The organism is Halobiforma lacisalsi AJ5 (assembly GCF_000226975.2).
GTDB lineage: Archaea > Halobacteriota > Halobacteria > Halobacteriales > Natrialbaceae > Natronobacterium > Natronobacterium lacisalsi.
Window position 1 is genome coordinate 410,709 of the sequence record NZ_CP019285.1, and the last position, 12,787, is coordinate 423,495.

The 12,787-nt window shown below is 67.1% G+C and carries 14 protein-coding genes; 9 read left to right on the plus strand and 5 right to left on the minus strand.

Translation table 11 applies throughout. The features are described 5' to 3' along the window. Nucleotides 1–48: 48 nt before the first annotated feature. Nucleotides 49–1,332 carry a DNA double-strand break repair nuclease NurA gene (locus CHINAEXTREME_RS01880; protein WP_007142202.1) on the plus strand — a complete coding sequence of 428 codons (1,284 nt, stop codon included), beginning with the start codon at nucleotides 49–51 and terminating at the stop codon, nucleotides 1,330–1,332. A 10-nt stretch (nucleotides 1,333–1,342) separates the two neighbouring features. Here the strand turns inward: CHINAEXTREME_RS01880 and CHINAEXTREME_RS01885 are convergent, their stop codons facing one another. After that, complete coding sequence (locus tag CHINAEXTREME_RS01885) at nucleotides 1,343–1,687, minus strand: DUF7113 family protein (protein WP_007142201.1); 345 nt, start codon at nucleotides 1,685–1,687, stop codon at nucleotides 1,343–1,345. Nucleotides 1,688–1,954: 267 nt separating this feature from the next. On the opposite strand from CHINAEXTREME_RS01885, the gene CHINAEXTREME_RS01890 reads away from it, so the two are divergent. The 4 genes from CHINAEXTREME_RS01890 (at nucleotide 1,955) to CHINAEXTREME_RS01905 (ending at nucleotide 6,042) form a co-directional block, all read left to right on the plus strand. Beyond that, nucleotides 1,955–2,602: a DUF7344 domain-containing protein gene (locus tag CHINAEXTREME_RS01890; RefSeq protein WP_007142200.1), complete on the plus strand. Its 648-nt coding sequence runs from the start codon at nucleotides 1,955–1,957 to the stop codon at nucleotides 2,600–2,602. Between the two features lie 230 nt (nucleotides 2,603–2,832). Next, nucleotides 2,833–4,785 (plus strand): ATP-binding protein, encoded by a 1,953-nt coding sequence (locus CHINAEXTREME_RS01895; RefSeq protein ID WP_007142199.1) that lies wholly within the window; start codon nucleotides 2,833–2,835, stop codon nucleotides 4,783–4,785. A gap of 68 nt (nucleotides 4,786–4,853) precedes the next feature. After that, nucleotides 4,854–5,528 carry a hypothetical protein gene (locus CHINAEXTREME_RS01900; protein ID WP_007142198.1) on the plus strand — a complete coding sequence of 225 codons (675 nt, stop codon included), beginning with the start codon at nucleotides 4,854–4,856 and terminating at the stop codon, nucleotides 5,526–5,528. A 100-nt stretch (nucleotides 5,529–5,628) separates the two neighbouring features. Then, nucleotides 5,629–6,042: an ArsR/SmtB family transcription factor gene (locus CHINAEXTREME_RS01905; protein ID WP_007142197.1), complete on the plus strand. Its 414-nt coding sequence runs from the start codon at nucleotides 5,629–5,631 to the stop codon at nucleotides 6,040–6,042. A gap of 9 nt (nucleotides 6,043–6,051) precedes the next feature. On the opposite strand, the gene CHINAEXTREME_RS01910 is transcribed toward CHINAEXTREME_RS01905, so the two are convergent. Both CHINAEXTREME_RS01910 and CHINAEXTREME_RS01915 read right to left on the minus strand, forming a co-directional pair. Then, entirely contained in the window at nucleotides 6,052–6,774 is a 723-nt protein-coding gene (locus CHINAEXTREME_RS01910; protein ID WP_007142196.1) for a class I SAM-dependent methyltransferase, read from the minus strand. Nucleotides 6,775–6,828: 54 nt separating this feature from the next. Next, the gene (locus CHINAEXTREME_RS01915; RefSeq protein ID WP_007142195.1) at nucleotides 6,829–7,470 is read right to left on the minus strand and encodes an alpha/beta hydrolase; all 642 of its coding nucleotides are present in this window, start codon (nucleotides 7,468–7,470) and stop codon (nucleotides 6,829–6,831) included. 190 nt (nucleotides 7,471–7,660) lie between these two features. On the opposite strand from CHINAEXTREME_RS01915, the gene CHINAEXTREME_RS01920 reads away from it, so the two are divergent. After that, nucleotides 7,661–8,533 (plus strand): PspA/IM30 family protein, encoded by an 873-nt coding sequence (locus tag CHINAEXTREME_RS01920; RefSeq protein WP_007142194.1) that lies wholly within the window; start codon nucleotides 7,661–7,663, stop codon nucleotides 8,531–8,533. 187 nt (nucleotides 8,534–8,720) lie between these two features. Beyond that, nucleotides 8,721–9,062, plus strand: coding sequence for a Cdc6/Cdc18 family protein (locus CHINAEXTREME_RS01925; RefSeq protein WP_007142193.1), 342 nt, complete (start codon nucleotides 8,721–8,723; stop codon nucleotides 9,060–9,062). A 20-nt stretch (nucleotides 9,063–9,082) separates the two neighbouring features. Here the strand turns inward: CHINAEXTREME_RS01925 and CHINAEXTREME_RS01930 are convergent, their stop codons facing one another. Continuing rightward, a complete protein-coding gene (locus CHINAEXTREME_RS01930; RefSeq protein WP_007142192.1) occupies nucleotides 9,083–9,592 on the minus strand; it encodes an FxLYD domain-containing protein in 510 nt (169 codons plus the stop codon). Nucleotides 9,593–9,809: 217 nt separating this feature from the next. Between CHINAEXTREME_RS01930 and CHINAEXTREME_RS01935 the strand changes: the two genes are divergently transcribed. After that, nucleotides 9,810–10,883, plus strand: coding sequence for a hypothetical protein (locus CHINAEXTREME_RS01935; RefSeq protein ID WP_007142191.1), 1,074 nt, complete (start codon nucleotides 9,810–9,812; stop codon nucleotides 10,881–10,883). Between the two features lie 95 nt (nucleotides 10,884–10,978). Here the strand turns inward: CHINAEXTREME_RS01935 and CHINAEXTREME_RS01940 are convergent, their stop codons facing one another. After that, the gene (locus tag CHINAEXTREME_RS01940; RefSeq protein ID WP_007142190.1) at nucleotides 10,979–11,557 is read right to left on the minus strand and encodes a hypothetical protein; all 579 of its coding nucleotides are present in this window, start codon (nucleotides 11,555–11,557) and stop codon (nucleotides 10,979–10,981) included. Between the two features lie 159 nt (nucleotides 11,558–11,716). On the opposite strand from CHINAEXTREME_RS01940, the gene CHINAEXTREME_RS01945 reads away from it, so the two are divergent. Next, on the plus strand, nucleotides 11,717–12,766 hold the full coding sequence (locus tag CHINAEXTREME_RS01945) for a hypothetical protein (protein WP_007142189.1): 1,050 nt from the start codon (nucleotides 11,717–11,719) through the stop codon (nucleotides 12,764–12,766). Nucleotides 12,767–12,787: the final 21 nt, after the last annotated feature.

The following is a 12,787-nucleotide window of genomic DNA, read 5'->3' on the forward strand; positions in this document are numbered from 1 at the left end:
AAATCGCCGACCACTAGACTTTTGCGGGTAGACCGGAAGCCAACTGTCATGACGCTCGATCCGGTCCACTTCGACGGCATCGCGCGGCTCGCGCGGCGGATCGACCACGGGGCCGACGAGCGCGACCGCCGTGCGTTCGCCGAAACCGTCTGGGAGGAGTTCCTCGACCCCTTGCGGGGGAAGGACGGGCGGGCCGTCCTCGAGCCGATCGACGAGCAAGCGCGTCGCCTCGTCGACTGCGAGGCCGTCGCGCTGCGGGAGCGAGAGTTCCCGACCGAACACGGACTCGACGCGGGGACGATCAACCCGACGACGTTCAAGAACGGCCTCGTCGTCGACATCGCCCAGGCCGCGATGAGCGCGACGCCGAGCGACCTCGACCTGCACCGCTCGCGGACCGTCGTCGCGACGGTCCACTCGAACGACGAGACGATGACAGTCGACGACGCCTGGCGGAAGTTCGACGAGGGGTTCAGCCGCAGTCGCGTCGTGAAGGTCCCGCCCCTGCCGCGGTTCGCCGAGGGCGTCGTCCACGCGCTGGCGCTGTACCTCGCCGAGAGCACCCACGCCCGCACCCACGCCGAGGACGTCGAGGACCTGCTGGTGCTGGACGGCCCGATCTATCCCCGCGGACTGCTCCGGTGGGCCGACCAGCACCCCGACCTCGCGGACTTCCTGCTCGAGGACCCCCGGCCGACGACGGTCTTAGAGAACTACGTCCGACTGGTCGAGGAGTTCGTCGACCGGGACCGGCCGCTCGTGGGCTTCGTCAAGAACCCGGCGACACGGGCCATCACGCGAACGCTAAAAGGCGACCGGGACGTCGAGGTCAGCACGCCGTGGAACGACGACGCGGCGCTTTTCACGCGGCTCCTCGAGCGCGGCGAGTACGTCGACGACGTCGACGGGACGCGGTGGAAACGGGACACGTCGGCGCTCTCTTACACGAACTGGTTCCGCTCCCGCGGGGGCGTCGACGCGCCCCTGTCGGCCGACGGCGACGCGCTCGGCGTCGACCGAAACCTCCCGCTCGAGAACTACGAGGTGACTTTCTTCGTCGTCTACGACCCGCGGGACGACCTGGTCTACCGGGTCGAGGCCCCCTACGCGTTCACCAGGGATCCCGACCGTCGCGAGCGGCTGACGATGCAGGTGCTCCAGGACGTCGCAGTGGCGCACGGCCCGCCGACGATCGTCGAGAAAGCCGACGAGTTAGCCCGGATCGACCGCTCGGAGAAGCGATCGCTGCGCGAATCCTTCGAGGAGGAGTTCGAGACGAGCCAGGACAGGACCTACGACGATCACCGCTGGGACGAGCCGGCGAGCTACTGAACGCTGTGGTTCAGGTTTGATCCGATCGTTCGACTTTCTCGACCTCGAGTTCGACGGCCTCCGGATCGACCCCGATCCGGGCGAACTGCGTGCGGACGTGTTCCTTGGCCCCCTCAACGGCCTGCTGTCGGGTGTCGAACCCCCGCGGCATCGGCGACTCGAAGGCGACGTGGACCTCCCGGTCGTCGATCCGCTGGACCGTTCCGCCGCTGTCGACCTCGTAGAACTCGTCGCAGACCCAGACGTACGCGGCGTTCCCGTCGGGTGCACCGCTGAAGGAGGGCGGGCGTTCACCGCGTTCGTACAGCGTGCCGGTGAGTTCCGTCCCACCGGCGCTGCCGCGTACCAGAAGCATTGGTGAAGATATGCGCCCTGAGGCCAAAAAGGGCGTGGAGACGAGATGAGACGGGTTCCTTCCCCGACGCAGCCGGTCGGCCAGTACGTGTCCGTTACCGGAAACGATTCGGTTTATCCGACCGTCACGGAGCCGTGAGTATCCCTCTTCCGGCCGTCTGTCGGCCGCTCGCTGAGTTATTCGGTGATTACGGGAGTAATGCCCATATTCTTGACCCAAATCGTTTTGGAAACGGGCTTATCCCCCTAGCAGGGGTGTATCTCAGTAATGAGTTCGGACGCTCACCGCGGCGGCGCGACGGGGCACCACCCGCTGGACGACGTTCCGACGGAACACTACGAGCTTCTTCGGGATCCACGGCGGGTTCGCCTCCTCGAGGTTCTCGAGGAGCGGTCGGAGGCGGGAGCGACGCCCTCGCCGACGGAACTCGCGGCGGCGCTGCTCGAGCGCGAGACTGACGAGTCCGACGAATCCGACGAACCCGTCGACGAGCGACGGCGAGACCTTCGCATCTCGCTCGTCCACGACCACCTGCCGCGGCTCGCCGATCACGGGATCGTCGGCTGGGACCGCGACCGGAACGCCGTCGACCTCCACGAAGAGACCCCGCTGCCGTCGGCGTCACTGTCGGCGCTGGTCGAGACCGCCGAGGACGAGGCAGCCGTTCTCGAGCGTGTGACCGACCCGATCCGGCTCCGGCTGGTCGACGACCTCGCCGATAGCAGCCAGCCGCTGTCGGTCGAGCAACTCGCCGCTACCCTCGTCTCCCAGGACGGTACCGTCGGCATGGACCGTGCGAAGATCGCCCTGCACCACTCCCACCTGCCCGCCCTCGAGGAGGCCGGCGTCCTCGAGTACGACCTCGAGTCGGGTCTGGTATCGCTCGCGGACGACGTCCCGACGCTGTTCGGGTAGCGACGGTTCAGTCCGTTCGGCGATAGCTGTCCCGTTTTCTTCTCTATCACCGTCGCTCTCCACGCTCCGCGCTCCGCTCTCCGCTCTCCGCCCTCCGGTCTTCGGCGACCGGATCCTGCGTCCACCCGTCTTCACAGAACTTCAAGGCGGATGCCACGGGGCTTGACCCCCAGGCTGTTGACGCCCGGCAGAGGGAAACGCGTTTTAGGAACCGGTCGGATGTAGTGAACATGACCGATCTGGGCGATTTCGGCGAGTTCGACGCCGACTCCGAGGCGAGCGACGGCGACTCGCAGGGGTCGACACCCCCCGACGGGAGTCACGAAGGGACGACCGAAAGCGGGACGACGGCCTCGACCTCGGTCTCGGCGACCGACACGACCGACCAGGACGACGGGTTCGAAACTGCCGACGTCGAACCCCACGGCGAGGACGTCGGTATCGGCGCGATCTGTGTCTCACAGGGCTTGCGCATCGCCGAGGACGGCGACGAAACCACGCTCCGGGCGTACATCACCCGCGATAACCGCTCCGAGATCCGGATCGGGAGCTACCTCGTCGCCCCCTACCCCGACGGAGGGGCTGCCGCCGGCGGGAGCGCGTCCGGCGAGACGCTGTTCTGTCGCATCACCGCCCTCGAGTACGCCCAGCAGTACCACGCCGACGACGCGACGGAGATCCACGCCCGCCGGGCGATGCGCACCGACGAGGTCGAGGAGGCGGACTACAAGTTCGTCGCAGAACTCGAGCCGGTCGCGATCCTCTACGAGGACAGCGCGGAGCCACGCTCCGCGGAGGACTCGAGCGGCCGGAGCCCGCGAGAGGGAGGCGAACTCAAACGCCGGATGACCGACCGCGTGCCGAAACCCCAGACCGTCGTCCGGCAGGCGACCGACTCCGAGCAGATCAAGACGGGCCTGAAGATACCCGAGGACGGCGTCTTCCTTGGTCACCTCTCGGTCGGCGGCGAGAAGGTGAAGACCGCGGCCTCGCCGCCGACGATCGACTACCGGCTGAAAGACGACTACGACTCCGGCGACCCTCTCGTCTTCCGTCACACACTGATCGCCGGCGGCACGGGGTCGGGGAAGACCCACGGCGCGAAGAACATCCTGCGCCAGTACCTCGCCGAAGAACGAACCTACCCGATGGAGGACGGCCGATCCGTCCAGCCCGCGGTCGTCCAGTTCGACCCCCAGGACGAGTACGCCCAGATGCACGACGACAACCCGGACCTCGACGGCGAGTTCGCCCGCCGCCTCGAGCGCGAGGGCGTCGCCTACGGCGGGGTCGATGACACGACGGCGTTCGTCCCGAAAGTCGGGTCGGCGTCGTACTCGGCGGGCCACCACCGCGCGGAGCAGGTCGAGTTCACCATCCCGTTCTCGATGGTCCACGACAACCCCTGGCTGGTCGCGGGCAGCGGCCTGAACGACAACCAGTACGGCGCGCTGGTGAGCGTCCTCCTGCCGCGGTTCCGAAAGGAGTACGGCCCCGAGGCGACCTACGAGGAGTTTACTTCGTTCCTCGACGACCCGGCGCTGCGGGAGGAACTCGACGAGTCCGGCCGCGTTCACGAGGCGACGTTCGACGCGGTCCGCCGGCGCGTGCTCGGCTTCGATCACGTCTTCGACCAGGACGCGCGGCCGATCACCGACCTCGTTCACGAGTTCGTCCGGCCGGGCGGGCTCTCGGTGGTGCCGACCTACCACATCACCGACACTCGGGCCGCCGAGACGGTCGTTCTCGCGCTCTCTTCGCTGCTGATCGACCAGAAGCTCTCGAACGACCCGACCTACGACCGGATCAAGGAGACGCCCCTAGTCCTGGGGATGGACGAAGCCCACAACTTCCTCACCGACGCCGACAGCGTGCAGGCGGGCAAGGTCATCACGAAGTTCACCGAGGCCGCAAAGCAGGGCCGCAAGGAGCGACTCGGCCTTTTCCTCATCACGCAGGACCCCCAGGACATCGACGACGCCGTCTTCAAGCAGATCAACACTACCGTCGTCCTCAACCTCGGCGACGAGGACGCCATCAAGAGCGTCAACATCCCCTCGAACCTCGAGTCCAAGGTCCCCTACATGGAGAAAGGGCAGATGGTCGTCTACTCGCCGGACAACTCCGAACCCGTCGAGTTGATCGGCCTCCCGAAGTGTCTGACCCGGCACGGACGGGACTGACCTGTCGACTTCGTTACTGAAACCGCGTTCGCCGAACGCTCAAGGCCCTCGCCCCGGTCGTGGGGCGTATGGCAGGCGCGACCCTACAGTTCGAGTTCGACGACCGCGAACGCGAGGCGGAGTTCCTCGTCGCCTACCTCGCCGACGCGTGGGATCGCTTCGAGAGCGCCGACTGGTTCGACACCGGCTGGTTCTGGCGGTACGGCCAGTTCGACGAGTACGACGTCGACTACGGGCCGTCGGTCGAGCTAGTTCTGGAAGGAAACCCCGACGAACTCCTCGAGGCCGAACGGGGGCGGTGGGCCACGCTGCAGGAGGACAGAATCCTCGAGTCGTGGACGCTCGAGCGATACGAGCCGGAGTTCGAGAGCCTGCTGGCCCAGCAGCGCGACGCGAAAGGCGAGGTCGGGGGCGAACTCGACTACCGGCTGAAGCCGCTGACGAGTCGGTTCGCGCTCGAGATGGCCCAGGCTTTCGAGGGTGAACGCGTCCCGCCCGTCGGACGCGAATCGGAGGCCAACCCGACGCCGATCGGCGTCTGGGTCGTCGTCCACTACGTGATGTTGCAGAACGGCTACGACTGGTACGACGAGATCGACGCCGCTTCCAAGGCGATCCGCAACCGCTGTCGGTCGCTCTCGCACTACGGTGGGAGCGAGCGGGCGCTAGACGCCCTGCGGGAAGTCGTCGACGACCTTGAGGAGATAGCGGACGACCTCGAGTCCGGAACGGAGCCGACTTGACGATGGGGTCAACTGCGTTCGCGTTCGACCCGGACGGCTCGCCGACACCACGACGGGAGCACCCAAACGCCATAGTACTCGGGCGAACACCGACTAACGGATGAGCGAGGAACTGGACGACCCGACCGACGCGCTCGAGGCGCTCGGCGACGAGACGCGTCTGGCGATCCTGCGGACGCTGGCGGAGGCCGACGAACCGCTCCCGTTCTCGGAGCTCCGGGACCGCGTCGGCGTCCGGGACTCGGGGCGGTTCAACTATCACCTCTCCCGGCTCTGTGAGTACTTCGTCCGCGAGCGGACCGACGGCTACGAACTCGGCCACGCCGGGACGCGACTCATCGCGACGGCGGACGCGGCAACGACGGACGCAGCGATGGCCGGCGCGGAGGGCACGGACGGGACGGAACCGGCCGCCGAGTCGAACGACGGCTGTCCGGTCTGCGGCGAGGAGAACTGCGAGAAGCTCATTCACGTCCACCTGCGGACGCCCTGGTTCGGGCCCGACCGGGGCTGAGGTCGACGGCTACGCCTCGGGATACCGCATCGCGAGGCTGTACATCTCGCCGACCGCCGCGTCGCCGATATCGGCCGCGAGCCGTTCGGCCCGTTCCAGAAGCGGCCCGGCGAGGTCGTCGGGCAGGCCCGCCGCGCGGTCCCGCACGACGTCGACGTGGGCCTCGAGGAGGTCCGCCGTCCACGGCACGGGCTCGAGGATCGTCTCGGTCCGGTCGTGGCTCCAGCCGTGGCCGGTAAACAGCCGTCGCAGACCCGTGGCAGGGTAGAACGTCAGTGCGGGGTCGGCGTCCGCCAGTTCCGCGACCGCGTTCTCGACGGCGAACAGTTCGCGGACCGGCGAATCGGGGATCGGCGCGTAGTCGTCGACGACGAGCGTCGCGCCGGGGGCGGCGACCCGGGTCAGTTCCCCGGCGATCACCTCGAGTTGTGCCGGCGCGAGGACGTTGCACAGCGCGTGGGCGGTGACGACCTCGACGGAGTCGTCCGGAAGCGGGACCGAACGCAGGTCCGCCAGGTGGACCGTCGCGCGGTCACCGTCGCCACGGTCGGCGAGCCGGTCGCGGACCGCCGCCGCGTGGTCCGGATCGTTCGTGACGGCGTGGACCTCCCGTGCGCCGGCCTCGAGCAGTCCGGCTGTCGTGTTGCCGACGCCCGCGCCGGCCTCGAGGCAGCGTCGGCCGTCGATCGTCCGGTCCGCGAGCGCTCGCTCGACCGTACTCGGGACTTCCATACGACCCCCTCTCGTGTCGCCCATCCAATACGTTTCGGTACGCGCCTCGAGCGGTCACTCGACCAACGCCGAGGCGAAGAACCCGGAGACACCGTCGGCTATTTTCCGGTCCTGCCCGACGAAGAAGTGGTCCGCGGGGATCGAGACCACGTCGTCGCCGCGGTCGGTCGCCCGCTCGACGACCGGTTCCCAGTCGACGGTCTCGTCGCGCTCGCCGTACAGCACCTGGACCGGCCGGGACGGCGACAGCGCGTCCAGCGCGGCCACGGCGTCGAGGTCCTCGGCCAGTCGAGCGGTCGGTGCCAGAGCGGCGACGGCGTCGACCGCCTCGAGTTCGCTTGCGACCACCAGCGAGAGCGTCGCGCCGAAGCTGTAGCCGAAGAGGCCGACGCGATCGTACCGCTCAGCGGCCCAGCGGACGGCGTTGCGCACGTCGATCCGCTCGCCGTCGCCTTCGTCCCAGTCGCCGTAGTCGAAGCGGAGGCAGGCGATCCCCGACTCGACCGGCGGATCGGCGTCGGATCTCGATCCGAGATCGGTCAGTGCGTCCGCGACGGCGACGAGCCGACCGTTGCTGCGCGAGCCGCCGTGTTGAGGGTGGGGCGGACAGGCGACGACGATCGCGTCCGTCTCACCCTCGGGTTCCTCGAGCGTGCCGCGGACGTCGCGTGCGCCGGGCACCAGAATATCGGTCATGCGCGTCCGTTGGGGGAGGCCGGTAACAGGCGTTGCGGAGGAGCGGCGGTCTCCCGGACCCTGCCACGGGACGGTCGGAACCGACCCTCGAGCCCGGGATATTTCGTCCGAAACCGGCTCACGGCGTCGATTCCGGCGGCGACTGTCGTCGAAGTGATGTTTTTAAGGATGCCGAGCGATACGTAGGAGTATGGGCATCCTCTCTCGGACCTCCTACGTCATCCGGTCGAAGATCAACTCGCTGCTCAACCGGGCGGAGGACCCGACCGAAACGCTGGACTACTCCTACGAGCAGATGCGCGACCAGCTCCAGGAGGTCAAACGTGGCATCGCCGACCTCACAACACAGAAAAAGCGCCTCGAGATGCAGAAACGTCGCCTCGAGGACAACGTCGAGAAACACAACGAACAGGCCCGGACTGCCGTCCAGCAGGGCCGTGAGGATCTGGCGCGGCGCGCCCTCGAGAAGAAGAAGACGAAGATGAACCAGATCGAGGATCTCGAGCGCCAGATTTCGGAACTACAGAGCCAGCAGGACAGCCTGATCGAACAGAAGAACGACCTCCAGACCCGCATCGAGGAGTTCCGCACGAAGAAGGAGACGATGAAGGCCCGCCACGAGGCTGCCAAGGCGAGTTCGACGGTCTCGGAGGCGATGACCGCCACGGGCGAGGAGTTCGAGGACGTCGGCCGGGCGATCGAACGCGCCGAGGAACAGACCGAGGACATGGAGGCACGAGCGGCCGCGCTCGACGAACTCCACGAATCCGGCGCGTTCGACGACGTCATGTCCGACAAGGACAGCATCGACCGCGAACTCGAGGAGATGACCGCAGACAGCGGCGTCGAGGCGGAACTCGAGACGCTCAAGTCCGAGGTCGGCGAGGGAGAGGCCGAACGCGAGACGGCGGAGACCGAACCCGAACCCGAACCCGAACCGACTCCCGAGGCGAGCGACGCGCCCGAAGTCGACGAATCCGAACTCGAGGACCTCGAAGCCGACGTCGACGACGAGGAGATCGAGGCGGAACTCGCGGAACTCCAGGACGAGGAGCGGGACTGAACTCCTCCTAAATCGGGTTTCACGGAGATCCACGCGTTTTCGAGCCGTCTAGCACGTTCCCCCGAGTGGCTGCCCAGACACTTCCTCCCCTCGCGGCCGACCGGCTGGCGAACGTCGACGCGACAGCGACAGCCCGACGGTGGGAATAGGGGTAACGATTACCAACCCCGACGTGGAAGCGGCGCGTATGGCCACCGAGCCAGCAGCCGGGATCGACGCCATCTCCCAGCTCGAGCAGGCCGTCCTGCTCGGCGTCGCGAAACTGCACGAGGCGGACGAAACGCCCGTCGACACCCACGAGATCGGACGCACCTGCCGGAAGGAGATCGCGGAGGGCTCCGACCGTCTCGGGACGATCCGCGAGGCGGACGTGATCCGATCGCTGTACCGACTCGAGGACGAGGATCTCGTCGAGGAGATCGACGCGAACCGGACGTCGCCGACGGGGAAGGGGCGGCCGGCGTACGAACTCGCCGTCGATCCGGACGCGGTGTACGAGGCGGTCGACGAGGCGCTACTCGACGACTGACGCGCTACCCCGACCGGGAACTACGTCGGGGTACCGAGCGCCGTCACGTCGTAGCGAGCGATATCTCCGGGCGACTGCAGGACGATGACCTGGAACGACCAGCGAGCGCCGCCCTCGAGGTCGCCGACGGTCGCGAGATAGCGGCCGAGTTGTGCGCCGTCGTCGTCGTAGACGCGAACTCGCACTTCGGCGAGTTCGATCCGATCGCTGCCCGTGTTTTCGACGGTTCCCTGGACGGTCGAACCGCGATAGTCGTCCTCGAGGACGAACTCGTGTTCGACGAGTTCGAGGACGTCGATCCTCGTCACGCTGTCGTTGACTTCCTGTTGGGCGAGTGCCTCCGCCGCGGTCATTTCCTGGGCCGAACGGTTCTCCGCGTCGTCCCCGACGTCGACGGTCCCTTCCTCGTACCGTGGATCGCCGCTGATCGCCAGGCCGCCGTCGCCGAGACAGCCGGCGATGGCGGTTGCGACGCCGGACCCGAGCGCGGCGAGGGCTCGACGGCGCTCGAACGACGGTCCGCGCGTCATCGTCCTCCCCTCCGTCCGCGAGACCGACCCCGACCGTCGCGGTTGTCCGAACCGATCATGATGATGTCGACAGCGCGGATCCATTTCAGTGTGGACCCTGAACTGACCGACTGGGGAGGCCCCAGCTCCCTCGCCGGTGGCCTCCCGACAGAACACTGGAGTTCCGGCTCCATGTGCAACGAGGGGCCTTATTATCGGCTACGGCGAACGCATCCGCATGGGGTCGTCCGAGAGCGACGAGACGCTCGAGTCCTACGGCGCCGAGATCGGGGTCGAGGAGCGAGGGGGACCTGTGGCCCGGTTCCGCGAGTGGGTGCTGGTCGAGGGGAATCGGCTACTCGTCGCGGTCGGCATCGCCGCGGCCGTGTTCCTCCTCCTGCTGGTGCTGAACCGAGTCGGGATCGTCGCGTTCGTCAACGACAGCTCGATCACCCGTCTGGCCGGCGGGATGATCGCGGGCACGTTCTCGCTCGTCACGCTCGTCGTCTCGATCAACCAGCTGATCCTCTCACAGGAGTTCGCGTCCGCGGAGGATGCACGGACACAACTCGATGGGGTGATGGAGTTTCGAAACAAGGTCGCGGACACGGCGAAGGTGCCGGCGTCGCCGGCGTCCCCGGCGAAACTGCTCGATCTGATCGTCGAATCGATCCGCCACAACGCCCGTATCCTTCAGGAGGAACTCGTCGTCGGCGCCGACGACGAGTTCTCGCAACTGGTCGACGCGTATACGAACCGCATCGAGGAGAGCACGGACTCGATCGACGACGTCCTGGAGAAGACGAAGTTCGGCACCTTCGAGACGGTGTCGGCGGCCGTTGCGTACGACTCCGCCTGGCAGCTGTACGTCGCCAGGAACCTGCGGAACCGGCGGGCCGATTCGCTGTCGGACGACGCCGCGGAGGCGTTCGACGACCTGATCGACGCCCTGGAGCAGTTCTCGGTCGCGCAGGAACACTTCAAGACGACGTACCTCCAGCGGGAGCTTACGCGGTTCTCGCAGCTGACGGTCTACACCGGCGTCCCCGCGATCCTGTCGGCGATGTTCCTCGGGTTCGTCTACGCCGACTTCGGCGGTCCAACGGTGAGCGCGGCCTCCCTCCCGTTTCTCGTGAGCGGGGTCGTGGCGGTCGTCGTCACCCCGCTGGCGTTGCTCGTGTCGTACATCCTGCGGACCGCGACGGTCACCCGTCGAACGGCGTCGGTCGGGCCGATGCTTCCCCAGAAGGATCCGGAAGCCGGCCCGTTCTCGGTGTCGTACGGCGAGACCGAATCGGGGACGGGGGACTGAGTCGGCCGGCGTTGGGGAGTACGTCCAGGCTCGAATACGCGGCTGTGGCCGGTGAGTGGTGAACGAGTTCCGACCCTCTCGGCGAGCGACGGGAGTCACTCCCGGGACGAGCGCGGCGAGTCCGACGCCTCCTCGAAGGGGGCCTCGGCATCCCTCGCTTTCGGGGCCGTATCGGCGACCGCCGAGAACAACCCGCCGAGCAACAGCCCGTAGAGAAGGTGACCGAGAAGACTCTCGAAGGCCAACACCGGGAACCCTGGCTCCTCGATTCCTCCGATCCCGGCCCAGGCCGGCACCACGATCAGGGGGAGTATCGCCCAGATCGCGAGCCCGTAGACCATGCCCGCCAGCGCGAAGCGGAGGCCGTTCCCCATCGATGCGAGGAACCCGGTCTCGACGTCGGCCGTCACCGTCCCGAGGATCGGGCCACGACTGATGAGCGCGCCGAAGACGACGCCGAGGACGAGCCCGTGGGCCAGATGGAAGGTCCACCCGGCGGTACCGGTCGGTTCGATCCCGTATATCGCCGGAATCGCCTCGGTAACGATTGTCGGATCGACGAGCCAGAGCACCAGGCCGAACAGCAACGATCCGACCGCGCCGCCGATCGCCCCGCCGAACAGCCAGTTTCCGGTGCCGATCCCGTCGGACCCGGGAGCACTCTCAGCGCTCATGTCGTGCGGGACTACGAGGACCGCCGCCAAAAGGCCGCGTTGACAGTCACGCTCCCGAGACCGTCGTTTCGGCCGACGCGATCGCCCGTATTGGCTTTCGGGGCCGTCACCTCCCGGGCCCGGTCTTTTACTCGCCGCCGTCGTCGGATCCGATAGCCGATGAACGACTCGGGCGACTCGGAGTCGAACGAGGGGGGACGCACCGACGGAACCGGCACCGGCGATCGGCTCGGCGGACCGCGGTACTGGGTGTTGCTCCAGGTGAACCGGTGGGTGTTCACCGGCGCAGTCCTGACCGTCGTGTTCCTCGTCCTCGTCGCGGCCAGCCGGCTCGGACTCACGCCGCTCCGGCTGATCATCGAGGAGCAGAACGGCCTCGAGTACCTCTTCTCGGCGTTCATCGGAGCGATCATCACGGGTACGTCGATCGTCGTGACGATCAACCAACTCGTCCTCTCGCAGGAACTGGGCGCGGTCGGTAAACAGCGCGAGCGCATGACCGAGGCGATGGAGTTCCGGCAGAGCGTCGAAGACACGATCGCCGAGGACGCGAGCCCGCCCGAACCCGCCGCCTTCCTCTTCGAACTCGTCGAGGGCGTCCAGAAACGGGCGAGGGAACTCGAGGCGGAAGTAGAGACCGAACGCGACGAGGAGTTGCGGGCGAAGATCGGCGACTACGTCGAGGACGTGACCGGAAACGCCCGGAGCGTCAAGAGCGGCCTCGAAGACGCCCAGTTCGGTACCTTCGGGGTGATCTGGCACGCGCTCAACTTCAATTACTCGCGGAAAATTTACGATGCCCGACAGATTCGTGCGGATCACGCCGACGCGCTCTCGGCGGACGCCGAAGAGAAACTCGACCGAACGATCGAGACGCTGAAACTGTTCGGGCCGGCCCGCGAGCACTTCAAGACGCTGTACTTCCAGTGGGAGTTGATCAACCTCTCGCGGGCGTTGCTCTACATTTCGGTGCCGGCACTGACTGTGGTGGCGATCATGCTCATGTACGTCGACGGCCAGGCGTTGCCCGGCACTTTCCTCGGTATCGACAACCTCGTGTGGGTCACGAGCGTGGGATTCGTGATCGGGATCTCGCCGTTCGTGGTCTTCATCACCTACATCCTCCGGATTGCGACGGTCGCGAAACGAACGCTGGCGATGGGCCCGTTCATCCTCCGGGAATCCGAGCGGGACGAGGATCTGGGCTGACTCGCTGCCCACGGACGGACC